This window comes from Granulosicoccus antarcticus IMCC3135 (assembly GCF_002215215.1).
Classification (GTDB): domain Bacteria; phylum Pseudomonadota; class Gammaproteobacteria; order Granulosicoccales; family Granulosicoccaceae; genus Granulosicoccus; species Granulosicoccus antarcticus.
Map to the genome: position 1 here is coordinate 7,084,330 of NZ_CP018632.1, position 24,308 is coordinate 7,108,637.

20 protein-coding genes are annotated in these 24,308 nt (G+C 52.3%); 10 read left to right on the plus strand and 10 right to left on the minus strand.

Features of this window, described 5'->3' with window-relative positions:
• Window positions 1-517: 517 nt before the first annotated feature.
• Genes IMCC3135_RS30775 through IMCC3135_RS30785 form a run of 3 tightly spaced genes read right to left on the minus strand, consistent with a single transcriptional unit; the run spans window position 518 to window position 3,734 of the window.
• Complete coding sequence (locus IMCC3135_RS30775; protein ID WP_205737789.1) at window positions 518-1,705, minus strand: CaiB/BaiF CoA transferase family protein; 1,188 nt, start codon at window positions 1,703-1,705, stop codon at window positions 518-520.
• Window positions 1,702-2,538, minus strand: coding sequence for an IclR family transcriptional regulator (locus IMCC3135_RS30780; RefSeq protein WP_088921076.1), 837 nt, complete (start codon window positions 2,536-2,538; stop codon window positions 1,702-1,704). The genes IMCC3135_RS30775 and IMCC3135_RS30780 overlap by 4 nt, the downstream gene beginning before the upstream one ends.
• Before the next feature lie 44 nt (window positions 2,539-2,582).
• Window positions 2,583-3,734: a CaiB/BaiF CoA transferase family protein gene (locus IMCC3135_RS30785; RefSeq protein WP_088921077.1), complete on the minus strand. Its 1,152-nt coding sequence runs from the start codon at window positions 3,732-3,734 to the stop codon at window positions 2,583-2,585.
• 257 nt (window positions 3,735-3,991) lie between these two features.
• Between IMCC3135_RS30785 and IMCC3135_RS30790 the strand changes: the two genes are divergently transcribed.
• The 7 genes from IMCC3135_RS30790 to IMCC3135_RS30820 all read left to right on the plus strand — a co-directional run bounded on the left by IMCC3135_RS30790 (window position 3,992) and on the right by IMCC3135_RS30820 (window position 10,670).
• The gene (locus tag IMCC3135_RS30790) at window positions 3,992-4,711 is read left to right on the plus strand and encodes an SDR family NAD(P)-dependent oxidoreductase (RefSeq protein WP_088921078.1); all 720 of its coding nucleotides are present in this window, start codon (window positions 3,992-3,994) and stop codon (window positions 4,709-4,711) included.
• 9 nt (window positions 4,712-4,720) lie between these two features.
• The gene (locus IMCC3135_RS30795) at window positions 4,721-5,770 is read left to right on the plus strand and encodes a zinc-dependent alcohol dehydrogenase (RefSeq protein ID WP_088921079.1); all 1,050 of its coding nucleotides are present in this window, start codon (window positions 4,721-4,723) and stop codon (window positions 5,768-5,770) included.
• Window positions 5,771-5,841: 71 nt separating this feature from the next.
• The gene (locus IMCC3135_RS30800) at window positions 5,842-6,834 is read left to right on the plus strand and encodes a C4-dicarboxylate TRAP transporter substrate-binding protein (protein WP_088922175.1); all 993 of its coding nucleotides are present in this window, start codon (window positions 5,842-5,844) and stop codon (window positions 6,832-6,834) included.
• Window positions 6,835-6,900: 66 nt separating this feature from the next.
• The gene (locus IMCC3135_RS30805) at window positions 6,901-7,398 is read left to right on the plus strand and encodes a TRAP transporter small permease (RefSeq protein ID WP_157736422.1); all 498 of its coding nucleotides are present in this window, start codon (window positions 6,901-6,903) and stop codon (window positions 7,396-7,398) included.
• Window positions 7,395-8,675, plus strand: a complete 1,281-nt coding sequence (locus IMCC3135_RS30810) for a TRAP transporter large permease (RefSeq protein ID WP_088921081.1) — start codon at window positions 7,395-7,397, stop codon at window positions 8,673-8,675. The genes IMCC3135_RS30805 and IMCC3135_RS30810 overlap by 4 nt, the downstream gene beginning before the upstream one ends.
• Window positions 8,676-8,730: 55 nt before the next feature.
• Window positions 8,731-9,483, plus strand: a complete 753-nt coding sequence (locus IMCC3135_RS30815; RefSeq protein ID WP_157736427.1) for an enoyl-CoA hydratase/isomerase family protein — start codon at window positions 8,731-8,733, stop codon at window positions 9,481-9,483.
• Window positions 9,480-10,670 (plus strand): ABC transporter substrate-binding protein, encoded by a 1,191-nt coding sequence (locus IMCC3135_RS30820; protein WP_088921083.1) that lies wholly within the window; start codon window positions 9,480-9,482, stop codon window positions 10,668-10,670. The genes IMCC3135_RS30815 and IMCC3135_RS30820 overlap by 4 nt, the downstream gene beginning before the upstream one ends.
• Before the next feature lie 15 nt (window positions 10,671-10,685).
• On the opposite strand, the gene IMCC3135_RS30825 is transcribed toward IMCC3135_RS30820, so the two are convergent.
• The 5 genes from IMCC3135_RS30825 to IMCC3135_RS30845 form a co-directional block, all read right to left on the minus strand.
• On the minus strand, window positions 10,686-11,672 hold the full coding sequence (locus IMCC3135_RS30825) for an ABC transporter permease (protein WP_088921084.1): 987 nt from the start codon (window positions 11,670-11,672) through the stop codon (window positions 10,686-10,688).
• 4 nt (window positions 11,673-11,676) lie between these two features.
• A complete protein-coding gene (locus IMCC3135_RS30830) occupies window positions 11,677-13,182 on the minus strand; it encodes a sugar ABC transporter ATP-binding protein (protein WP_088921085.1) in 1,506 nt (501 codons plus the stop codon).
• Window positions 13,183-14,124, minus strand: coding sequence for an ABC transporter permease (locus IMCC3135_RS30835; RefSeq protein ID WP_088921086.1), 942 nt, complete (start codon window positions 14,122-14,124; stop codon window positions 13,183-13,185).
• A 76-nt stretch (window positions 14,125-14,200) separates the two neighbouring features.
• Complete coding sequence (locus IMCC3135_RS30840; protein WP_157736432.1) at window positions 14,201-15,154, minus strand: sugar ABC transporter substrate-binding protein; 954 nt, start codon at window positions 15,152-15,154, stop codon at window positions 14,201-14,203.
• A gap of 470 nt (window positions 15,155-15,624) precedes the next feature.
• Complete coding sequence (locus IMCC3135_RS30845) at window positions 15,625-16,488, minus strand: AraC family transcriptional regulator (protein WP_088921088.1); 864 nt, start codon at window positions 16,486-16,488, stop codon at window positions 15,625-15,627.
• A gap of 215 nt (window positions 16,489-16,703) precedes the next feature.
• Here IMCC3135_RS30845 and IMCC3135_RS30850 point away from each other — a divergent pair, with 215 nt between their 5' ends.
• Complete coding sequence (locus IMCC3135_RS30850) at window positions 16,704-17,222, plus strand: YkgB family protein (protein ID WP_205737790.1); 519 nt, start codon at window positions 16,704-16,706, stop codon at window positions 17,220-17,222.
• Between the two features lie 114 nt (window positions 17,223-17,336).
• Here the strand turns inward: IMCC3135_RS30850 and IMCC3135_RS30855 are convergent, their stop codons facing one another.
• Window positions 17,337-20,747, minus strand: coding sequence for a BACON domain-containing protein (locus IMCC3135_RS30855; RefSeq protein WP_088921089.1), 3,411 nt, complete (start codon window positions 20,745-20,747; stop codon window positions 17,337-17,339).
• Window positions 20,748-21,189: 442 nt separating this feature from the next.
• Here IMCC3135_RS30855 and IMCC3135_RS30860 point away from each other — a divergent pair, with 442 nt between their 5' ends.
• Together IMCC3135_RS30860 and IMCC3135_RS30865 are read left to right on the plus strand one after the other, a co-directional pair.
• Entirely contained in the window at window positions 21,190-22,587 is a 1,398-nt protein-coding gene (locus IMCC3135_RS30860; protein WP_157736443.1) for an autotransporter outer membrane beta-barrel domain-containing protein, read from the plus strand.
• Window positions 22,588-22,648: 61 nt separating this feature from the next.
• Window positions 22,649-23,461 (plus strand): alpha/beta fold hydrolase, encoded by an 813-nt coding sequence (locus tag IMCC3135_RS30865; protein WP_088921091.1) that lies wholly within the window; start codon window positions 22,649-22,651, stop codon window positions 23,459-23,461.
• On the opposite strand, the gene IMCC3135_RS30870 is transcribed toward IMCC3135_RS30865, so the two are convergent.
• Window positions 23,458-24,291: a hypothetical protein gene (locus IMCC3135_RS30870; protein ID WP_088921092.1), complete on the minus strand. Its 834-nt coding sequence runs from the start codon at window positions 24,289-24,291 to the stop codon at window positions 23,458-23,460. The two genes, IMCC3135_RS30865 and IMCC3135_RS30870, sit on opposite strands and share 4 nt — an antisense overlap.
• Between the last annotated feature and the right edge of the window lie 17 nt (window positions 24,292-24,308).

Genomic DNA, 24,308 nt, shown 5'->3' on the forward strand with positions numbered 1-24,308 from the left:
CTCCGACCAGACGATCGTCGCCCTTTCAGGCACAAGGTGAGATCTCCCCGGGTAAGACTGCAATCCTTCCCCACACAACCGCCGAATCTACATTATCTCCCTTTGACCACAAGAGCTTCGCGATGATAGGCCCGCTCGCCCTGGTTGATAACGCCTCAATATTCGGTTCTTGTTCATCGGCTCGTGGTTTCGCTAGACACTTCCTCCCCACGCTTGGTCGCCCTTGCGCAGTTGTGCTTCACTTCGGTCGCTATGGTCAGCTTCCGGGAGGACTTTCACCTCCAAGATTGCACCCATGCCGGGCGCACCTATCCATCCCCGCCCTGAAGGACGAGGCTTTCCGCGCGTTGGGGTAAACGCTTATTTAGCAGGTAGTATTTCGGCAAATATCGGAGGTCTGGAAAGCTGCTCAGGTGAGCTTCCAGCATGAGAAATTCCACCTCAATTCGGTCGCCCTGCCTCTTTCCAGGATTCACTGCCATGTCCGCATTGAAGGGCAGGATCCGAAGATTGATGACTACAGACCAAATTCTGCGATGATATCAGCCGAGTGCTGACCGATTTGCGGGGCTGCATGTCTTGATCGCGGACGGATACCATCCACCCTGATCGGACAACGCATCAATGACAACTCGCCACCGGCATGATCGTGGAGCTTCTGCACCATGTCCAAGGCTTTAAATCCCTCACTGCCCAGAAAATCGGACCAATCGGCAACCCGCGCGCACCAAATATCTTCGCGCTCGAGTATCTCCAGCCAGTGCGCCGTGGACTGGTGGCGTAATCGTTCCGAGAGTATGTTCTTGATGCCATCACGTTCCACAAACCAGGAATCAGGTCGTTCGGCATAGGGGATAAGTGCTTCAATTTCCAGTAAATCAGCCAACCTACCCAACGGTGTCATGGCGATAGCCAGAAATCCATCAGCAGTTTCATAGACCCCATAAGGTGCGGCCAGTCCCACATGAGCAGAGCGATAGCGGGCACGCCGTGGAGCCCGTCCTCCATCGTTCAGATAGGTTGCCAGTACTTCAAACTGGAAATCGCTCATGGCTTCGATAAGGCTGGTTTCGATATGACTACCCCGCCCGCGAATACCGCGTTTGACCAGCGCAGCAAGAATGCCCTGTGCGGTATTGGCCCCGGCAAACATGTCCGCCACCGCCAGACCGAAAGGAACCGGCCCGTCAGCGTCACTGCCGTTGAGCCACATGACGCCGGAACGCGCCTGCGCCAGCAGGTCCTGTCCAGGATATTTTACCCACGGCCCATGAGTGCCATACCCGCTGATTGAAGCATAGACGATGGAATCATTGACGCTCTTGATCGAGGCATAATCCAGCCCAAGACGCTCAATGACGCCGGGGCGAAAATTCTGCAAAAACACATCAGCCTGGCTGACCAGCGACAACAACTTCTGCTTGTCTTCAGGGCATTTCAGATCAAGAGCCAGACTCTCCTTGCCTCGATTGATGGCATGAAAGAGCGTGGACTCACCGTTGATCAGCGTATCGGACAAGTACAGTCGTCGTGTCAGATCGCCTCCATCCGGACGCTCTATCTTGATAACCCTTGCCCCCAGATCCTGCAATCGCAAGGAGGCATACGGTCCGGCCAGAAACTGACTCAGATCAATTACCAGCAAACCGGACAATGGCAAATCTTCAGCGGGCCTCGATTCTGATTCAGGCATCTTCTCGTTCACGAGCTGGACTGGTTTTTGGACACAGGACTCATCGCGGTGTTCATGACGCCACTTTCTACCGCGATCTGCAGAACGGTGTCGCATACGACATCGGCAATTCGGGTGACATCAGGGCCATCAGCATGACGCAAAGTCGACACCACCAGCGCAGCTTTGACTCTGGATGTGGCCGTCCCCACCAGTGCCCCGACATCCAGTCCTCCCACGAATCGTTCACCATCAGTGAGCTCGAACCCCCTCTCCCGGATGGAATGCAGCCGGGTGATGAAAATATCGCGTGACTCTTCAGAACGGGATGAGAAATCGCTTGAGTGTTCCAGGTACTGATTACGTTCGTCAGTACCCATCGAAGACAGCAGCACTCGCCCCGAGGTGGTATTGAGCAGTGAATGGCGCGAACCGACTTCGATAGACAGGCGAATAGGGTTAGGACTCTCAACCTGCGCCATGATCAGTACCTCACCGTCACGAATCATGCTCAGGTGACAGCTTTCCGACAAGGTTTCCGACAGTTCCCGCATGGCCGGCAAGGCTACTCGCAACAATTCTTCGTAGGGCGAATGTGTATGGCTAAGCTCAAACAGCTTGAGACTCAGACGAAATCGCCCACCGTCGGTACGCCTCAGGTAATTGCGTGCCGCCAGTGCATTCAGAATGCGGAACAACTCGTTCGGGTTGCGATCAAGCGCACGGGAAATTTCAGCCTGATTCATGGGCGATTTCGCAGCGGCCAGCAACTCGATGACATCCAGCGCTTTGTCCAGCGCAGGAACAGCATAGTTCGGCTCCTTCTTGCCAGCCTCACTGGCAACTGTGACAGTGGTAGACGTCATGGGTTCTCCTGTTCGACAGTATCGCGGGTACTGTACTCGATCGATCAGAGCGTACCAAAAAATGTATCAGTGTCCGCACCCAATGCGGGCGCACCTCGTGTGCAGCCCATGCGCATGCCATTGACCTTGATAGGGCAGGCGGTTGTACGTACACGCTGCCCCGCCTCGCCGATTTCCTGAACCGCATCAAGAGCCTTGAAAGCCTCGTTTTGTTCAAGCTCTGGCCATTGCAGCACCTCTGCACACCAGACACCGGCAGGTTCAAGCACCTCTAACCATGTCGCCGTTGGCGCTGTCACCAGATGTTCCACCAGCACCGCCTTGATTGGGTCGCGCTCCTCGAATGCCAGAGTAGGATCCACATAAGGTTCCAATGCCGCACAGTCGAGCAATTCCCTCAAGACTGCAATGGCTGTCATTGCCACCGCGATGTAGCCATCAGCCGTACGGTAGATGCCATAGGGCGCTGTGCCATTGACATTGGCATTATTAACGGCACTGCGCTTCGGCTGCACAGCGGCTCCGTTGAGATACCCGGTGAACTGTTCGAATTGCAAATCCATGGCTGAACTCATCAGGTTCACTTCAATCAATGAGCCCTTGCCACTCCCCGCACGATGCAGCAAGGCTGCCAGCACGCCCTGAACCAGGTGGGCACCGGTGAGCACATCGCTGACAGCCAAACCCACCGGCACCGGATCGTCGCCATCATTGCCAGAGAGCCAGGCCATGCCTGAGCGAGCCTGCACCAGCAGATCCTGCCCCGGCTTGTCACGCCAGGGCCCTTCAGTGCCGTAACCCGAAACGACGCCATACACCAGGCCCGGATTGAACTCTGCCACCTCGCCATACCCCAGCCCGATGCGCTCCATGACACCCGGCCGGAAATTATGAACCATCACATCGGCGGACTTGATCAACGTTTTAACGCGCGCCAGATCGTCGGCGTTCTTCAGATCAGCCGCAACGCTGAACTTGTTTCGGTTAATGGTGTGGAACAGCAACGAGTCATCACCACAGGCCTGATCCGCCACATAGAGCTGCCGACACGCATCACCACCTGCTGGTCGCTCAACTTTAATGACTTGCGCACCCAGATCAGCCAGACGCAAAGCGCAGGAAGGTCCTGCCAGAAATTGTGAAAAATCGAGCACTCGAATTCCGCTCAGAGGACGGTCAGCTGCAGGCATATCCATGGATAAGACCATTATTTCTATTTGAGCTTCAAGTTTATATATAAATCATATAATTTTCCATAAATAATTTCCAATTGATTCAAACAGCATAAACGCCATTTTCCATACTTAATGCACGAACACAGTGCAAACAGAACTTGACAAACAACGCTAATAAATTTCTAATTCATATATGAATTCTACATTTACAGCAAAATATTGCTCCTCATACTCATGCATAACCACACAAACTTACCAACTCTGAGCCTCAGCACACCATGAAAACCATTGTCATCACCGGCGGCAACAAAGGCCTGGGACTGGCTCAGACGCAACGTTTCCTATCCGATCACAGGGTGGTAGTGATTGCCCGCTCCAAAGGCGAACTAGACACACTCCCCCATCAGGAGAATCTTGAATTCGTCGAGCAGGACCTTTCGCAATGGCGCGATACCCAGTGGCTGGACAGCGTGTACGAAAAATGGGGCCCCATTGGCGGCCTGGTCAATAACGCCGGCATGCATCTGAAGAAGCCCGTCTGGGAGGTCTCAGGGGATGAACTCGAAAACGTGCTGGACCTGAACGTGAAGGCGATGTTCACCGCCTGCGGGCGCTACGTTGCCCTGCATGAAGAGCACGGCGGCGCCATCGTCAACCTCTCCTCCATGGGTGGGCTAATGGCTTTGGCAGGCGCCGCTGCCTATGTGACGGCTAAAACAGCGGTCATCGGCCTGACGCGCAGCATTGCCGTGGATGCTGCCAGCAGAAACATCCGCTGTAATGCGGTGTGTCCCGGCTTTATTGAAACCAACATGACGCGCGCCATTCTGGCTAAAGACCCGGCACGACGCGACAAGATCGAGGGCCGCATTCCTTCTGGTCAGTTTGGTACTCCGGCCGATATCGCCGATGCCATTCACTTCTTGCTTGGCGACAACGCCAGGTATGTCAACGGTATAGCCCTGCCTGTCGATGGCGGCTATTCCATAGGATTCTAGAGAAAACCCATGACTTATCAATCAACCTGCCTGATGGCTGCTGGTCAGATCGAACTTGCCGATGCTCAGATGCCATCAACTATCGAACCCGGCTTCGTGCGTCTCAAAATGGCAACGGCAAGCCTTTGCGGAACAGATTTGCATTATTACAGGCACTTCGCCAATGCAGGCTTTGAACTGGACAACCCCGTGACACTCGGCCATGAAGCCTGTGCCCATGTCGTGGATGCCAATGGCAGCGCACTTCTGCCAGACACCCTGGTTGCCCTCAACCCCATCATCAATTGCGGTCTCTGCGAACAATGTCTGATCGGTCAGATCAATCTCTGCACCGCCAAGCGTTTCCCCGGCTCGGCTACAACCAAGCCTCATATGGATGGATTCTTTCGCGAATATTTCGACTTCCCCGCCACCTGCTGTCGTCCAGTGGCCGCCGATGTAAACCCGGACCATCTGACGTTTGCAGAACCCCTGGCCTGTGCTATGCATTCGGTGAATGTAGGCCAGATAAAGGAAGGCAGCGAAGTACTAGTCACCGGTTGTGGGCCAATGGGTTTACTGGCCATCGTTGCCGCAGCCGCCAAAGGCGCCAGAGTCACTGCAACGGATATTCGTGCTGAAACTGTCGACCTGGCGAAACAGGTCGGCGCCAGCGAAGGTTTCATCAGTGGCACAACAGAAGCTGCCGAACGTACTGCTACTTTCGACACGGTTATTGAGGCCAGCGGTTCGGCCCATGCATTCAACCTGGCACTGAATCTTGTCAAGCGACAAGGCATCGTTTCGATTCTGTCGAATATTCAACTGAGCGATACCCGCATAGAGTTGCATCGCATCATGCTCAAAGAGGTGCGTGTGCTGGGCTCATTCCAGTTCAATCGAGAATTTGAAGAAGCCGTTCGGTTGATCGAATCCGGGACACTGCCGCTGGATCCTTTGATTGCTGCACAGTTTCCCTTGTCGCAGACCGCAGAAGCACTGGAGCTGATGCTCAGCGGAGGTGCTGCTGGCAAGATTCTGATCAAGAGTCTGGCCGCCAACGCCCCTTGCGCAGCCTGAACCACCGAGCCCGTCAACCATCCACTTGAAAACGAGGATATCACCACATGTCATATACGGACCGTTCACTCATGAAAAAAAACACAATCCCCTTTAGCGCAACTTTGACCCTAATCGCAGGACTACTGAGCGCAGGCACCATACAGGCTGCCGAATTTGAAATACGCCTGGGTCACGTCACATCCGACAAGGAGCCCGTACAGCAGGCTATTGAAGAGTTTGCCGCCAACGTCGAAGAGCGCAGTGAAGGTCGTGTCGATATCAAGATTTTCGCCAATGGCCTGTTGGGTACCAACCCCGAAGTCTATGAGCAGGTTCGCGCCGGTGCTCCCATCATCACGGTCTCCGACCCAGGCTACCTGAGTGACTTTGTCGCTGATTTCGGTGTGCTTGGCGGACCGTATCTGATGGATGATCCCATGCAGTTTGCCAAACTCGAAGGCACCGAACTGTATGACAACATGAAGTCACGCCTGCGAGACGAGGCCGATATCGAGTTGCTGGCAATGAACTGGCTGTTCGGCTCTCGTCATCTGATTGCGGACAAGCCCGTCAGCAACCCTGAGGACATTGCCGGCATGACAGTGCGTACACCGCCCAACGCCATGTGGGTCAAGACTTTCGAAGCCATGGGTGCACGCCCCACGCAACTACCATGGACAGAAGTGTATTCAGGACTGTCTGCAGGGGTTGTTGATGCAGCCGAGGCACCTCTGCCCTCAATCTACGGGGCCAAGCTCCACGAAGTCAAGAAGGTCATTTCTCTGACCGGACACTTCAAGGGCTTCACCGGACTCGTCATCAATGCCGACTATTTCAGTAACCTTCCTGAAGACATTCAGACCATTCTGAGTGAAGAGGCACTGGCTGCCGGCAAATTCATGACCAGTCTGATGATTGAATCTCAGGAAGAATGGATTGCCAAGCTTGAAGCCGAAGGCGTGACGTTCAACCGGGATGTGAATACTGCAGCATTTCAGAAAAAGACTGCATCCGTCTACAAGGAGTTTCCAGCCTGGTCTGACGGCCTCTACGACAACGTGCGCGCCATTCTGGACAACTAGATTCAAAGCCCTTCAAAGCCCTTCAAACCATCTTCGTCAAATCCTGTCTCATCGGTGATTATCCGCATGCAACGTCTCATACGCGTATTACTTACCTTGGAAACCACAGTGGCAGGTGTCGCTACTGCCGGTGTTGTGCTATGCGTGATATGGGGGGTATTCACTCGCTACATTACGGCCCAACCGGCAGTCTGGACGGCGGAGCTCTCGGGCATTCTATTCACCTGGATAGTCTTCCTGGGCGCTACCGCCGCCTTTCATGATGATCAACATATCCGTGTCAGCCTGCTGGTTGATATTTTGCCCATCAGGGCACGACGGGTCATACGCGTTCTGGTAGATCTACTCATGATCGCCTTCCTCATCTACGCCGCCTGGCTCAGCTACCTCATGATGCTCAAAGGTGCAACACGTCCTTCACCCATCCTGCGTATTCCCTTTTCTCTGGTCTATCTGGCACCTCTGCTCGGTTTCGGACTAATGGCCTTCAACGCCCTACTTCGACTGGTCGGCCTGGTTCCCGATATCAACAACTCTGACGCCGGCTCGGAAGGTGCACTATGAGCGAATTTTTTCCGATTTTTGCTCTATTACTGGGAATAGCCATCGGCATGCCGGTCGCATTTGCCATAGCGGCTGCCGGCTTGCTTTTCTTCGTATTCTCTGGCGCCATGCCCAGTGAAGTATTCGTGCAGCGCCTCGTTTCGGTCACTCATTCATTTCCCTTGCTGGCTGTTCCTCTATTTATCATGACCGGTGTTGTCATGAATTTTGCGGGAATCACACAACGCATGATGAACTTTGCCGAGTCTCTGACTGGACACTGGGTAGGTGGTCTTGCTCAAGTCAACGTCATGCTCAGCACACTACTGGGCGGTGTCGCTGGCTCGGCCAATGCCGACGCTGCCATGCAGTCCAAGATATTGGTACCCGAAATGACTCGCCGAGGTTACGACCCGGCATTCTCCTCTGCTGTCACAGCTGCATCATCGGTCATCAGTGTCATCATTCCTCCGGGCATCGGTCTGATCATCTATGGCTTTATGGGTGACGTATCCATCGGCCGTCTGTTTCTTGCCGGTATCGTGCCCGGATTGATGCTCTGCATGTTGATGATGCTGACCGTTGGCCTGATCGCCAAACGAGCGAAGCTTGAACCTGCCTACGCGCATCGTGCCACAGGCCGTGAGCGCCTGCGGGCTTTGCGTGGCGCCTCTCTGGCTTTGATGGTTCCTTTCGGCATTGTGATCGGTATCCGCTTCGGCTTTTTCACACCGACAGAAGCCGGCGCCATGGCCGTTCTGTTTTCGACCATCGTCGGCTTGATATACCGAGAACTTCACTGGCGCGACATTCAACCCATTTTGCAGCAGACCATCCAGGCAACAGCCATTGTGCTGCTCATCATCTGTGCCGCGAACGCCTTTGGCTTCTATATGACCTGGGAAGAAATACCCAAGCGAGTAGCCGATGGCATGCTGGCTCTGAGCCAGAACCCCTACATACTATTGCTATTGATCAACCTGTTGCTCATTGGCGTCGGCATGTTCGTCGAAGGTACCGCCGCACTGATCATACTGGCACCGATACTGGTACCTGTTGTCATTCAGGTGGGAATTGATCCCGTGCATTTTGGCATCGTCATGGTGCTGAACCTTACTATTGCAGGTGTGACCCCTCCTTTGGGAACCCTGATGTTCACAACCTGTGCCATAACCGGTGTCTCAATCGGCAATTTCATTCGAGCAGCCGTACCGTTTTATATCATGCTGTTTCTTGCCTTGATGATTCTGACCTTTGTACCTGCTGTCTCACTCTGGCTGCCCGATCTCTGGATGTGACAGTTCAACAAATAGTACGCCAGCACAGACCATTGTCACTTATGAGGAAACACGCTTGAATACTGAAGACGGTACCGTCCGTATCGAACGCCATGGCCCTGTCGCCGAGATCGTGATCGACAGACCGGCCAAGCACAATGCACTGACACCTGCCATGTATCGCGGCATCGGTGCCGCCTGCGATGAGGCGAATCAGAATGATGACATTCATGTCGTTGTATTCAGCGGCGCCGGTGAACGTGCATTCTGCGCAGGCTCCGACATCAGCGCGCTCGAAGGCTACGAAGATTTCTGGGCCTGGCGCAATCGCTACGATTACATTCCACCAATCAGGGCATTGCGCAAACCGGCGATTGCAGCAGTCAAGGGCTGGGCACTGGGTGGTGGTCTGGAAATCGCCCTGGCCTGCGATATTCGCGTGGTAGCTCGTAACTCGGTATTCTCGGCACCAGAAGTGACACTGGGCTGGAATGGCGCAGGCGGTGCAGCTCAACATCTCACCAGAATGTGCGGCTATGGCCAGGCCATGAAGATTCTGCTCACCGGCGATCGCTTCGATGCTGAAGAGGCTCACCGCATCGGTATGGTCGAATGGCTGGTTGAAGTCGGTGAAGAGCGTAACAAAGCCCTCGAAGTGGCCGCGCAAATTGCGGGCAATTCCAATATTGCTACCCAAGCTGTCAAAGCTGCCGTACGCAGTGCACTGGAAGGCGGTGTTGATGCCGGTCTTCGCATGGAGAACGAACTCATGTCACTGTGTTTCGCCAAGCGAGAACTGGCGAAAAAGAACCAGCAGGAGAACTCATGAGCGCACAATTTACCGGTTTGACCTGGGATCATCCGCGCGGCTACGATGCTCTGGCGCAATCTGCCGAGCGAGTCAATCATGGCCTCACAACCCCACTAATCCACTGGAACAAGCAACCTCTGGAAGGATTTGAAAGCGCGCCGATCGCAGAGCTGGCAGCAGCAAACGATCTATTGGTACTTGATCACCCGCACCTGGGAGAAGCTGTCGCCAGTGGCTGCCTCATACCGCTGGACGAACTCTACAGTGTCGAACAGATACAATCCTGGTCCAGTCACTGTGTCGGCAATTCTCTGAACTCCTATCAGATGGATGGAAAAACCTGGGCTTTGCCTCTGGACGTGGCAACTCAGGTTATTGCCCGACGAGCAGACCGGATTAGCGAAGCACCTCAGAACTGGGCCAGCATTGAAGCATTATCCAGGGATCTGCCGGTCGCACTGTCGCTGGCAGGCCCGCATGCCATTCTTAACGTGATGTCCATTGCCGCGGCCAGTGGAGCACTACCAGGTGGTGTACATTTTCTTCCCGATGACGCCCTCCGGCAGGGCCTGGAATTGATGCAACGCCTGTATGACAGACGCCCTGCAGGAAGTGAAACCCTTAACCCCATAGCGCTGCTGGACTCCATGTCACATTGCGATGACATTGCTCTGGTCCCGTTGATATTCGGTTATGTCACCTATTCGATACCTGATCGCTATCCGCATCATGTCGCATTTTCTGACTCTGTCCTCATGCCATCTGCAGAGACGAAAGCCGGTTCGAACAGCCGATTTCACGGTGTACTGGGCGGCACCGGCATTGGCTTCTCCACCCGCTCCATCCCCTCTGCGGCCCTGCTGAGCCATATTGCCGATCTGCTGTCCCCTGCCTGTCAGCAGGAGCTGTTTCCAGAATTTGGCGGACAACCCTCGCTGCGCAGCGCCTGGCAGAATGAAAACGTCAATCGCTCCATGGGCAATTTTTATCTGGACTGTCTGGCCAGCGCCGAGGCTCCCTTGCTCAGACCGCGATTCGACGGCTACATCGCCTTTCAGTCTGCAGCAGCACAGACTGTTCGAGACTGCCTGGCCGGCATTCATACCATCGATGATTCAATCAAAGGCATACGCCAACTCTGGACTCAAGCACGGTCCGAGGCACGGGGTAATCTTGATGATCGTTACATTATCAGGGAGAACTAGTTGTATTACGATCCCTTAGCCTTCCAGCCTGGCTGCATGCATCGACTGCAGCAGCTGACTCTGTCGTCTGGCGGAGACACGATCAACCACGACGGCCGCCAGTAGAACCGTGCCTCGCACAATGTCGTAGATATAGGGCGAGGCGTTGAGTAGATTCAGGCCATTGTCGATCAGCACCAGAAAGAATGCACCGAAAACACTACCCACAACCGTACCACTGCCCCCGGTAAGCTTAGTGCCACCTAGAATCACGGCGGCGATAACAGTAAACTCGATACCAATACCAATTCCGGACTGCAACCCTCCGACCCTGGCAAGAAGTATCAAGGCTGCTACGCCGGTGACGAAACCACCGATGGCATACACAAGAATTGTCACAGAGCTACTCGGCAGATTGGACTCACGCGCCGAACGTGCTGAACTACCCATGGCACGGGTATAGACACCCAGGCGTGTGTGGTTCAGAAGATACACACCAGCCACGAAGATGATGAACAGCAGGATGATGGGCACGGGCACACCGTATAGTCGGCCATTACCCAGAAAGCCCATTTCTCGCGGAACCGGAATATTTTGCGCACCGGTCATGTGAATGGCCATACCGCGATAGATCGAATAGGTTGCAAGTGTTGTTATCAATGGCGATATTCGGAAGCGGATGACCAACAGTCCGTTAATGCCTCCTAGCAGAGTTGCACAAGCGATGGCTGCGGAGAATGCCAGCAGATAGCTCTGTGTCTCCAACATGAGCTGTGCAAACAGCGCCGATGTAAAAAACAAGATGGCTCCCATCGAGATGTCGATGCCTGCCGTGATAATGATGAATGTCATGCCGATGGCCATGATCGCAGTCACTCCTGACTGGACAAGCATGGATTGGAAGTTCGACAGGCTGAGAAAGACTGGTGACACCAGCGCCAGCAATGCAGCGAACAGAATATTAGCAATGGCAATCGGAAGCCATTTTTGCCGGGTAAACAAGGTACGGATAGTATTGTTCATTGCTTCATGCTGCCTTGTCACCCGCGCTGGCCGCCAGGGAGATTATTTTCACTGAATCAAATTCTTCACGGCTGAACTGACCCACAATACGTCCCCTGCGCATCACCAGTATCCGGTGCGACAGATGCAACAGTTCCGGCAGATCAGAAGACACGACAACAACGGCAGCCCCTTTTCGAGCAAGATCCTTTACTCGGTTGTGAATATCAAATTTGGCACCGATATCAACACCCTTGGTCGGCTCATCGAGCACCAGGACTTCAGGCTCCGTTGCCATCCAGCGACTCAGCAAGACTTTCTGTTGATTACCACCACTAAGCGCATCCGTTCTGACATTGATATGGGGAATGGCTATGCCCATTTGCGCCACCATCGTCTGAGCCGATTTTCGCTCACCAGAAAAACCTAGCCTCAACAGTCCTCGTTTGATGAACTTATGAATGGCAGCCGCTGACAAATTTTCCCTCACGGGACGATTCAGAAACAATCCATTGGTGCGTCGATCTTCAGGCAGGTAACAGGCATGCAGTTGTTTCATGCTCGCCACCGACCTGTCGGGCACCGGCTTACCGTGTACAAAGACCTTGCCACTGGCAGAGCGCAATCCGAAGATAGCTTCAGCCACTTCAGTACGACCAGCGCCCATCAGGCCCGCAATGCCCAGTATCTCGCCCTGCTGCACGGCAAACGATATTTCCCTGAAATCCACCGAGGATAGATTTTCCACACGCAGTGCTTCAGACGCCCCGGAGAAGGGTTCGATGTCTTCATGGATGGCTTCGAACGAGCGCCCCACCATCAGCTCTTCCAGTTGGCGTTGCGACACCTCAGCCAGTTGACCGCTGGCCACCTGCTCACCATCGCGCAGTACAATATAGCTATCGCAGACTCGGTATATTTCCTCCAGAAAATGCGAAATGAATATGATGGCAATACCACGACTACGCAGCTTGTCCAGAATCACGAACAGCTTTTCGCGCTCCACCGCCGTCAGTGAGGTGGTTGGCTCGTCCAGAATCAGAACCCGGTCGGCGTGCAGCAATGCTTTGCCTATCTCAACGATCTGCTGTTTGCCCGCGCCCAACGAATCTACGCTTGCCTGAGGGTCTATTTCGATTCCCAGAAAATCCAGTTGCTCGCGCGCAATCTTTTCCATTTCCCGCCAGTCAATTCGCATTGCTGATCCTGGCAAGGCGCTGATGCACATGTTCTCTGCCACCGTCAGAGAACCAAACAGGCTCAGCTCCTGGTGGACGGCAGAAATACCATGGGCGTGCCCCTCGTTGCGTTCGACAAGCTGACCGTCCACGAAAATCTGACCGTCTGTTGGCTCCAGTAAGCCACACAGCATGTTCTTGGTCGTGGATTTACCTGCTCCATTTTCTCCAACCAGCCCCACAACCTGACCGGGAAACAGATCAAATGAGACTCCATCAACTACGGTTTTTCCGGAAAACGATTTCTTCAGCCCTCGAAACGATAGCAGTGGCGTTGCATTATCCTTGTTCAACTAGGACCTCCGGGCACTGAGTTTCATGGAAAGCCAGGTACCAAAGAATATCAATAGCCCCTGAATGATCAGCTGGTCATAAAATGGAATCCCCATCAGATTCAGGCCACTGATCAGCACTGCCAATAATGCAACTCCAAGCACCGTGCGGGCAATCGAACCATCGCCACCTTCCATGGTCGTACCTCCCAGCACCACAGCTCCGATGACAATCAGCAACAATGTATCGCCAACTCCCGGTATGGCATTGCCCAAGGTGGCAATACTGATGAAACCAGCGATACCACCCAGCAAACCTGACACCGCATAAACACTGACCTCGGTAAACCGGACATTAATACCCGAGTAGCGAGCCGCGTTACGATTACTACCAATCAGCATCACTCGTCGCCCCCAGTCAGTCTGGGTCATCGCCACTATGCAAACTCCCACGACCACCAGACCAACCCAGGTGACCGCAGGAATGCCGGCGATGGTCAGAAAACCAAAATCGATCATCGAATAAGGTGTTCCCTGCACAGCGATACCTTTGGACAGAACGAAAGCAATACCTCTGGCAATCAACTGAGTCGCCATGGTCGTGATGAAAGGCGTCAGTCCCAATACACCGATGAGAAGACCATTGACCAGACCAAAAACCAACCCCACTGCCAACGCTGCAAGTGCTCCCAGCGTGACGCTGCCGGTTGCAGCCATCACTAGACCAGAGGTGACCGCACTGACACTGATCACGGTAGAGATCGACAAATCGATACCCCCCATCAGGAAAACCAGGGTCATTCCAATTGACGCAATCAGCACGACCGAGTTTGCAGTCAGCAGGGCTTCGATATTCCCCGACGTCATGAAATAGGGAGAAAACAGGGAAAAAGCAACAAACAGTGCGATCAGCACTGGAGCCACGGGGTAGGAACGAACAGAATCTGACAGTGTCTTTATCATTTCAATTAGCTTCCGCTGCAACAGACCGGGAAGCGCCCAGCGCTACCCAGCCTGTTACACACTTGATGAGCAAAGACTATTTGGCGCCCCAGATCGTGGCTTTGTTCGCCTCGATGTCGTCAGTGGTATAAAAATTTCCGCTGATGACATTCACTCGATCCACGCTCTCGCCATTCATCAGGCGTGTTGCCAGATCAACAGCGGTTTGACCGGTTGCACTCAGATCCATGACAACAATGCCGTCAGCCGTACCATTGAGAACAGCTTGATATCCGTCATTGGAACCGTTGACGCCGGTTATGACCACATGGCCTTCTTCGCCAACCTTCGCAAGCTTGCCCAGATCAGTCAGTACGGTTTCCACTGAAGGGATATGCGTGTCTGTAGCGGCATAGACCGCATGCACCTCTGGATTGGCCTGAAAAGCATTCTGAGCACCTGAGAGAGCACGTGCAGAATCCCAATCGGTTGGCACTTCCACCAGCTTTACATTCTCCAGATCCGCAAGCTCCTCACGAAACCCCTTGCTTCGATCGATGCCGTTCTGGTCATTCAAGGCGCCAATCAGCTCGACAATGACTTTCTCACCAGCTACATCTTTTAGCTGTTCAGCAGTGTAAGCACCCGCCAGGCGACCATCAGATAGAGAGTCGGGCCCTACAAATGCTGCCACCACCCGGCTGTTTGGTAAATCGCGATCATAGGCGACGACCGGAATACCAGCACGTTCTGCGGCGATAAGCGCACGTTCGATCGTGTTCTGATCGACTGCGCAGACCAGAATGGCATCGACACCTTGCGTTATCAGCGACTGAATCTGCTGATTCTGTGTCTGGGCATCACCATCGGCAACCAGCTCGACAAGCTCATAGCCACGCTGTTGTGCTTCGGCCTTGATGGCATTGTTGACACCGACACGACTTTCAAACAACTGGTCGACAGAGAGCCCCAATGTGATTTTGTCCTGGGCCATAGCCCCGGAAACTACGGTCATTGCGAAGGCAAAGAACAAGGATAGTAAGACTTTCATGGCGATAGATTCCTTGGTTGTTGTATTTTCTGCGCGAACGCACCCGCAGCTCAAGTTCGCTGTATGCAGGCTTTGCCCGGCAGTTGATGACTGCGTGGTTATTGACATGCATTCCGCTGAGCAATTGTCCAGGTGACTGCATTCTGAAGTTTAGTTATACCAAACAATGCATAAAACTAAAAGCAGTTGTTTCACTGCTAGAACTATCAATCACATTGATTCACTATGATTAGGCTACTTATCCGACTATTATGAAGTTTTATTGTCAGCAGAAATCACACTGAATCAGTCAACCTCACAGATCGTCAAGCTATTTTCGTTATACCAAACAACACAAAAACATGGAAGACATTTTCCCACTCAAAATCACTCGATTATTTGCGGGCACCCGCAAACCACGCAAAACGATAGCGTTCGACCGAGACTGGTGCTTGCGGGGCTAGTGTCAGAAGCAGCGGTGGATTAATCCATCACTTGGAAATCTGCTTCCTGTACAACGTGGGCGTCACCCCAAGCCGCTTCTTGAAGGTCCGGGTAAACGCAAGATCTGATTCATAGCCAACCCGATTAGCCACTTCATACAATGGCAAATCTGTCTCAGCCAGCAGCTGACCCGCTTGCTGCATTCGCAGCTGTGTCAGGTAGTCAAACATGGGCTGCCCCACCAGAGTCTTGAAGCGTTTCGCAAATGCGGCGCGAGACAAGCCGACATCTGCAGCCAGCAACTCAAGCGACCATGACTTTTCAGGATGTTGATGCAAGCGTTGCAATGCCTTGCTGATGTACTTGTCAGCGAGTGCCTTTATCAAAGGTGCATCACCTTGCTGGCCGAAATTCATTCGTATCAGTTCAACAATCAACACTTCAGTCATCCGGTTGACCACAATCTCGGTACCGGGCCGCATGGAAAGATACTCACGACTTAGCTGATCAAGAATCGCTTTCAGCCAACCCAGTGACTGCAAGTGCTGGTCGCGGATGACAATGACTTCTGGAAACAACTCGGACAAGGGCGTTCCCAACATATTGTCGAACGTGCAGTAACCACATAACAGCAATGTATCTCCAGCGTGCCCGGAGGCATCAGAGGTTGTCGACTCACTTCTGAGCAGATGCGCTCGTCCCGGCGCCATGAACACCAGATCACCGGGGCCCAGGTGCTCCACCAGGCCATCAGATTCGAGTCGACAGCTACCGCGCCGAATCTGATGAAAGCTGGCTCCATCATCGCCTGAATATCGTTTCTCCCAGGGCGGATCAAGTTGATCGCAAAAATACACGGTTCCCGTAGCGCGCAAGGTACGCAGCACATCACTCAATACGTCTGTAGTCATGAAGTCTGTAAGACCAAGGAAATAATAGACGATCAGTGTATCAAATGTGGATTATCGAATACTGTTGTAACCAGGCTACATCCATATCATTACCCCCATTGAAGCACACACATCACGCTCCTGTTGCACCTCGCAACGACGGTCTGACCAAATATCGACTTCCTGAACATCACCTCATTCCTGTTCACCCTAACCTTATAAACGAGACATTTATCATGAGCGCAACCCTACAAAACGTTCAATCAAACATCCCTGCCAACTCAGCCAGCGCCACTAACGATCAATCCATGAGTCAGCAGATTTCACGACTCGGAGATCATGCCCTACTAGCCTCCACGGTCACGGTATTGGCCTGGATTGGCGCCATGAAGTTCACCGCTTATGAGGCTGGTGCAATCGAAGGTCTTGTGGCATCCAGCCCTCTGACGGCATGGCTCTACAGTGTCTTCAGCCTGCAGGGCGCCTCCAATCTGATAGGTTCGGTTGAAATTGTCATTGCACTGACGCTATTGATCGGTATTCGCTACAGACCAGCAGCCATTCTTGGTTCGTTAGCAGCTATTGCAACGTTTGCCGTCACATCAAGCTTTCTGTTGACAGCTCCCGGTTGGGAAGCAAGCCTGGGCGGCTTTCCTGCACTGTCGGTCGTGCCTGGTCAATTCTTGCTCAAAGACATTGTTCTGCTCGGTGCAGCTATCTCGTTGCTGGGCAAGGCATTGTCCAGAAAGAGCTGATAACAAACAGACTGGACAGGAGCCGGGCTGAGGAATGCTTCCAATTCCCCAGTCCCGTTGAATGTCCAAAACCGGATTCAGCTCAAGACTGGCTCTGTAAATATTGAAAAAGCCTCAAAATATTACGGAATAACAATAAAGGGACACAGACAATGTCCGCATGCCGCCATTGCTATCAATGCTCAGCGTGCCTACTAGTTCTTCTTGAATATCTCCACACTGCGCGGTTACCTCAACACTTTGACTTCCATCGGCGGCAACATCACCACTGACAGGTGTGGCCGTCAACCAGAAACTGCTACTGCTCACACTAAAGTTCAACACGGCATTACCGTCGTTACGGAAGCTGATAGAAGCGGAATCAATAGCTTCGCTTTCGCCTACAAAATCCCCCTGATTTCCATGATAGGCACTCAGTTCCAATGGGCCAGAATCAATCTCACTCTCTGGGTATGGATCGATCTCACTCAGGATGGCCTCTGGCCCTTGAGTACAGGCAATAGACACAGGCACTGTTTGTGTGCCGCCATTACTATCAACGAACAACGCACCCGTCCGTGTCTCTTCATCCTGCCCGCACTGTCCGGTCACCTCAATATTCTGAAATCCATCCACGGCAACATTGCCACTGACAGGCTTGACCGATAACCATGACTGGTCACTGGTGACGCTATAGCTCAACACGGCATTGCCACCGTTACTGAAGCTGAATGAACTCGTCGCACTCGTCGGACTTACATTTACAAAAGCGCTCAGATTCAACGCCTCCGGATCAACCCCTCTCAGTATCGCCTCCGGCTCTGGACTACAGACAATCGATACAGACACTGTCCGTGTACCGCCATTTCCACCAATAGTCAGTGTGCCCTTTCGTGTGTCTTCACCCTCACTGCACTGCGCAGCGACTTCAAGGCTTTCATTCCCATTCACCGCAACCGAACCACTGGCAGGTTCTGCCGTTAACCAGGCCTGGTCACTGGTGACGCTGTAGTTCAACACCGCATTACCGTCGTTACTGAAGCTGACGGAGGAGACATCACTCTGATTCACATCAGCACTCAGAACCAATGAAGCCGGATCAATCTCACTCAATATTGCCACTGGTTCTTGGCTACAGACTATGGATACAGCCACCGTCTGCGTGCCGCCATTCCCTCCTATGGTCAGTGTGCCCGTTCGCGTGTCTTCAATCTCTCCGCACTGAGCGGTGATCTGCACGCTTTCGTTCCCATTCACCGCAACCGAACCACTGGCAGGTTCTGTCGTTATCCAGGGTTGGTTGCTAGTGACGCTGTAGTTCAACACCGCATTACCGTCGTTACTGAAACTGACGGAGGAAGCATCACTCTGGTTCACATCGGCACTCAGGCTCAATGAGCTCGGATCAATCTCACTCAGTATCGGCACTGCTTCCTGACTACAGACAATGGACACAGACACCGTCCGTGTGCCGCCATCACCACCAATGCTCAGTGTGCCCGTTCGCGTGTCTTCAATCTCTCCGCACTGAGCGGTGATCTGTACGCTTTCGTTCCCATTCACTGCAACAGAACCACTGGAAGGTGTCGCCGCAATCCAGGACTGATCACTGGTGACGCTGTAGTTCAACAAAGCATTGCCAACATTACTAAAGCTCACGGAGGAAGAATCACTTTGATTTACATCGGCATTCAGACTTAATGAATTCGGACTGATGGCACCCAGAATGGCCACTACAGGTGCGTTTTGCGTGACGGTAAATGAACTGGAAACCGACTCTGTGATTCCATCAGTTGCCGAAACAGTTAATGAGTAAACACCAGCATTGGCCAATCGCCCCGTAATCAAGCCCGTAACCGGATTGATCTGCAGCGCCGATTCTGGACTACTCGTCAGAGTGAAGCGCAATGCAGCCCCCTCAGGATCGGAAAAACTCTCTGAGACATTGACAGAGATCAGCACTCCGCTCTCTACAGGTCCAACATCCTCAATTGAGCCAGCAATGGGCCTTTGATTCTCTCGAACTTCCAGGTCCAGTATCCCTGTGACTAATGATTCCAGATCTCGCGCTTCCACCTCTACACTGTAAGTTCCTTCGTCACCGGGCCGGGCTGCACCTGAGAGAATACCCAACTCGGTCACTATGACACCGCCTGATGGGGGCAGAGTACCTGCAGCAGTGTTGAATGATAGCTCACTACCTTCCGGATCTTCAAAAAACCGGGAGAGATCAAATGCCAGGCCCATACCGACAACAACAGACTGAGCGGGGATTGAAGAAATCAGAACAGGAGGTTGATCATCACTGACTATATTTAGTGTCACAGTAGCATTACTGACAAAACTGCCATCAGTAACCGAATACACAAAACTATCACTGACACCGTCGCTTCCAACACCCTCGGGGCCGGCATTATATAGATAGGTGAAACCGCCATCGGATCTTAGATCGAAACTTGCAGCCCGCGCCGGAGCTCTTTCTGGCGAGGTGCTTATCGATAAAGTTTGATTGCTTTCATCCACATCGTCGGTATCGTTGCTCAACAGATCCACACCTCCCCCAGCCGTTATCGTCAGCGGGATACCCGCAATGGCCGTAAAACTGTCGTCGACAGCCACCGGAGCTTCATTGATTGCAATCAGGCATAAATTGAATAGTCTGGCTGCTGTCTCTTGAGCGTTGTTGGTCGCTACCAGCTGATAGGACAAACTTACAGCTGCCTTGAGTGGCGGGACAGCCACCAAAAATTCGATATCGCTATCGACTTGAGTGTCCTGGATTACTTCATCAATCGTCACGCTGCAGTCTTCGGATGTCGTGCAAGCCTCATCCAGGGAAGTCTTTGCGCCGTCAATATTGAATCCTGCCAGCAAGCTGCACTCGCTACTATTTTCATCAGTGTGTGGCCGCAACTCCCAGCTAGTCTCAACGATAGGCAATCCTCCCAACTCCGCCAGAGAGACAAGGAGCGGGTACTCACCATCCTCTTCGTAGCGGACCAATGTCAGGTCATCGACTAAAGGCTCTTGAGTGTCCCCAGTAAATACGAAGGGATCGGTGCCGTTGTTACGCTCGTCAAGATTGGTAAAACTGTCGCCATCCTCATTGAATTCAGATGAATCGAAAGTCAGAAAATCGAACTCCAGCGTAAGCTGGCTGTTAGCAGCGCTGGCCGCTACGGCCTTTCTCACCGTTGTCAGATCAAGACGCTGGTTAGCATCCATCGTGTCATACCAGGTGACCACGATAGCGAAATCCGTGTTCGCAGGAACATCCAGTGCCACCGTCCACGCGTCCGAATTGCCGGTACGGGAAGCGATCGTTGGAGGTATGGTGACCGGCGCCGAATTGAAGAAATAGGACAAAGTGACTTCTGCAAACAACACTTCAGGGTCAACGGCTCGCGTTAGTGTTGCAGGCGGCGTCAGCTTTACCTGGGATGATTCGAACGAGGCTGTGGATGGACCGTTTCCAGAATCACAGGAAGTTAGAAAAGCGAAAATCGCGATGACCCGTAGCAATCGATATTGAATAGTCCATTTCATTTTGCAGCCTCCGAAGTAAGAGTAAAGCACTAACTCAGTGCAGAGCGAAAATAATTCCTGGCACAACCTGGAAACGGAGACCAGCTATGAATACAGATTGGGAAGCGACAGGCAAGCAAGACATACCAAACTATTCTTCATGCGCATTACCCAGCATCAGCTTTCCTGAAATAGTGCTCCATATTGAAGAATAATAATTGGTTTGAATATTATACTTATGGGTACGATTGGGCATTTTTCGGCTTAATTCAGTTGCTATATCTTCGACTTCTGTTAGCTTAACCACGAGTACAAAATCACTTGAACTCATTATTATGAAGAACCAGAATCAGTTCATCTGACGACCGAATCACTATCAGGAATACTTATGAAAAAGGACAATATTGGTATTTTTGAATTGTTGACTCAGAGTTCTTTCAATCCATACAACCAAGACCTCATAATGATGACTCAAGTCAGAAAGTACCGACTTGGGATTACTACAACATTGATCCTCTCATGCGTAACCACCTTTATTCCACAGCATGCCCAGGCTCAGCAACTGGTCGTAGATGTCAATGTATTCGGCTTTAACAGCAACCAGGAGAATGCAAGCCAGCAGCTAGCTGGCGCCTGCACTGCTGTCGCGGACGACACCAGCGAGGCGGCAATGGATTTACTGAATACTTGCCAACTAATTGATGACCTTGATCAGAACAATCCAGATGATGTTGTACGACTACAAGAGATCCTGAATACATTCGCACCTGAAGAGGCCTTTTCGGTCAATGATTCAATCGTCTATGTATCGGACTATCAGACAACCAATGTTCTTTCCCGTATCAACTCGTTGCGAAGAAGCCCCCCGACGACTGATGCCGATTCTGACTCTTCTGAATCGTACTGGCAGTCAGGATCTTCATCAACTCTGGCTTTTCTGGGAAAGGATTCAGCAACTGAACAGAGAGCAACAGGAGGCGGAGCGGCGGCTGTTGGTCCACTATCTCGCGTTGGACTTTTCTTCAGTGGTCAATTTTCCAGTGGAGATGTTGACGGATCAACTTACGAGCAAGATGCTGATATCAGCTCAAATAGTTTTACGACCGTTGCAGACTACCGACTTACAGACAGTATAGTTGCTGGCATTGGATTTGGAGTTCTGCAGAATGAAACCACGTTTTCCAATGTCGATGGTGGTACTGACTCAGAAGGCTTCAATCTGACCGCTTTTGGCTCTTGGTATAAGGAGTCTGCTGGGTACATTGATGTAGTGCTGGACTTCGGCACTAACAGCCATGATCTTGAACGCGGGATTGGCAATGATCCAAGTGCACCTGTACTAGCCCAATCCAGCACGGACTCATCAGCCTTTTCTTTCTCCATCGGGGCGGGACGATACTTCTCGATCAGCAATTGGGATTTGGGCGGCTATCTACGGCTATCTCTGACCAACGGCACAATCGATGGGTATACAGAAGAAGCCAGCAATAATAATGATGGCTCAGGCTCTGTATTTTCACTCGACTCTCAGAAGGCTGAATCGACAACAATGGTTATAGGTGTTGAAGCATCGCGAGTCATCAGTACCAGCAAGGCCATCTTGATTCCTGTGCTGAGAATCGAATACGAATCCGAAAACGAGGATAGGAAGGATGACTTGACTGCAACTCTGGTAACTTCGCAGATCTCAACGTCTTACCGTGGAACTGAGCGAGACACGGCCTACACGAACCTGGGGCTTGGAGGAAGTGCTGTCTTCAAGAACGGAAAGAGCGCCTACGCCTTTTATGAAACTCACCTGCAGCATGATTTCGTCACACAGAACTGGATAAAATTTGGCCTGAGACTTGAGTTTCAATGAGTCGGGATTTGATTGCTGTATTGTAGTGATCACATCAACAATACAGGCAAGCTGACCGATCATGCCTTTACAACCAGTTGATGGGATAGCAATTCACTACGAACAACATTCCTCGTCCGCAGACACTTCCGCTGCAACTATCCTGCTACTTCATGGCCTCGGTTCCAGCACTCTGGACTGGTCCGAGCAAATTCCGGCATTGCTGCCTGTTTACGACGTACTCGTCGTCGATCTGCGAGGACACGGTCAAAGCGACAAACCGACAGGACCCTATTCGATACGACAGATGGCTAACGATATTGCCAGAGCACTTGAACTCAGCAAGCTCCACGTCGTCGGCTTGTCTATGGGCGCACAAATCGCACTCCAGCTCGCTCTGGATCACCCTGACATTGTCGCGACGGTAACCGCCGTAAATTCACCTGCAGACATGAAGCCTCGGCGTGTACGCGACAAGTTGGCTGTGATGCAACGCAAACTACTGGTCAGACTATTGGGGATGCGACTCGTAGGCCAGGTTATCGCCGGTAGACTACTTCCCGGTGATGAATTTGCCGAGCGCAGACAGTTGTTTGCAAACCGTTGGGCCGACAACGACCCAGCCTCCTATCGGGCATCACTCAACGCTATTCTGGATTGGGACATCACACCTGAGCTGTCACATATCAGTCAGGCCATTCTAGTGATTGCAGCGAGCGATGACTACACACCTCTGGCCTGGAAACAACGCATCGTTGAGCTGGCACCGAATGCGCTGATGGTCGTTATCGAAAACAGTCGACATGCCATTCCGGTTGAACGCCCTCAGGCATTCAATGCCGCCTTGCTGGAATTTCTATCGAGAAACTCCAGACTCACCGCGCCCCATCTTTAGTATGTACTTCCAGCGGCTACAACAGCACCAAATGGGACAACGGAGCCGGGACGTATCACAGCTCCATCACCGATGGTCGCAGCCTCTCCTATCTGTGCATCCTGCCCCACCAGCACATCATCACCAATGACAACACCATAGCCAATAATGGCTCGCAGGCCGGTTTTCGAACATTTGCCAATCTCGATCTGACTGTCCAAATAGGCATTGGCTCTGATCATGGAGTCTTCTCCCAGCCTCAGTTCAGAGCTAATGAACACATCGTCTTCAATAATGGTGTTGGAACTCAGGTGATGAGCGGCACCAAGATCAACGCGTGAACCAATGTTCACATTATCCAGGATATCCCCACCAGGACGAATTTTCGTATCGCGCCCTACCGTGAAGTCTTCACCAATGAACTCATATCCGAAAACTTCCGTATTGTTTCCAATAACTACGTTTGGCAGTAACGATAGTGGTCCTAGAAGTTGCGCCCCCTCGCCAATCCTTGCACCTTCTTCGATAACTGTACTTCCTCGATAACTGCCATTGCCGAAAATTTCAGCCCCGCGATAAAGAATGACCCCTTCGCCCAACACAGCACCGACAACATTAGCCCCCGGAAGGATGACTGAGTCAGCGCCAACGAAAGATTCACTGATCAAGGCACCATAGATTCGTGCCCGCTCCCCGATAGTCGACTGACCATCAGCATAAGAACCATCCTGCAGGCGAGCACCTGCCTTGATCTCACTGTAATTTGATAGACCGGAGCTTTGTACACGCGCTCCTGATCGTACAATCGAACTGAAAACACTGGACCGACTGACGCGCGCTCCACTTTCCACTGTTGAATTGTAGATGA

Bases quoted from the DNA above. Each gene is read 5' to 3' on its own strand.
- IMCC3135_RS30780 (WP_088921076.1), bottom strand. From the start codon at position 2,538: ATGACGTCTACCACTGTCACAGTTGCCAGTGAGGCTGGCAAGAAGGAG.
- IMCC3135_RS30785 (WP_088921077.1), bottom strand. From the start codon at position 3,734: ATGGATATGCCTGCAGCTGACCGTCCTCTGAGCGGAATTCGAGTGCTC.
- IMCC3135_RS30790 (WP_088921078.1), top strand. From the start codon at position 3,992: ATGAAAACCATTGTCATCACCGGCGGCAACAAAGGCCTGGGACTGGCT.
- IMCC3135_RS30795 (WP_088921079.1), top strand. From the start codon at position 4,721: ATGACTTATCAATCAACCTGCCTGATGGCTGCTGGTCAGATCGAACTT.
- IMCC3135_RS30800 (WP_088922175.1), top strand. From the start codon at position 5,842: ATGAAAAAAAACACAATCCCCTTTAGCGCAACTTTGACCCTAATCGCA.
- IMCC3135_RS30805 (WP_157736422.1), top strand. From the start codon at position 6,901: ATGCAACGTCTCATACGCGTATTACTTACCTTGGAAACCACAGTGGCA.
- IMCC3135_RS30810 (WP_088921081.1), top strand. From the start codon at position 7,395: ATGAGCGAATTTTTTCCGATTTTTGCTCTATTACTGGGAATAGCCATC.
- IMCC3135_RS30820 (WP_088921083.1), top strand. From the start codon at position 9,480: ATGAGCGCACAATTTACCGGTTTGACCTGGGATCATCCGCGCGGCTAC.
- IMCC3135_RS30825 (WP_088921084.1), bottom strand. From the start codon at position 11,672: ATGAACAATACTATCCGTACCTTGTTTACCCGGCAAAAATGGCTTCCG.
- IMCC3135_RS30835 (WP_088921086.1), bottom strand. From the start codon at position 14,124: ATGATAAAGACACTGTCAGATTCTGTTCGTTCCTACCCCGTGGCTCCA.
- IMCC3135_RS30840 (WP_157736432.1), bottom strand. From the start codon at position 15,154: ATGAAAGTCTTACTATCCTTGTTCTTTGCCTTCGCAATGACCGTAGTT.
- IMCC3135_RS30845 (WP_088921088.1), bottom strand. From the start codon at position 16,488: ATGACTACAGACGTATTGAGTGATGTGCTGCGTACCTTGCGCGCTACG.
- IMCC3135_RS30850 (WP_205737790.1), top strand. From the start codon at position 16,704: ATGAGCGCAACCCTACAAAACGTTCAATCAAACATCCCTGCCAACTCA.
- IMCC3135_RS30855 (WP_088921089.1), bottom strand. From the start codon at position 20,747: ATGAAATGGACTATTCAATATCGATTGCTACGGGTCATCGCGATTTTC.
- IMCC3135_RS30860 (WP_157736443.1), top strand. From the start codon at position 21,190: ATGATGACTCAAGTCAGAAAGTACCGACTTGGGATTACTACAACATTG.
- IMCC3135_RS30865 (WP_088921091.1), top strand. From the start codon at position 22,649: ATGCCTTTACAACCAGTTGATGGGATAGCAATTCACTACGAACAACAT.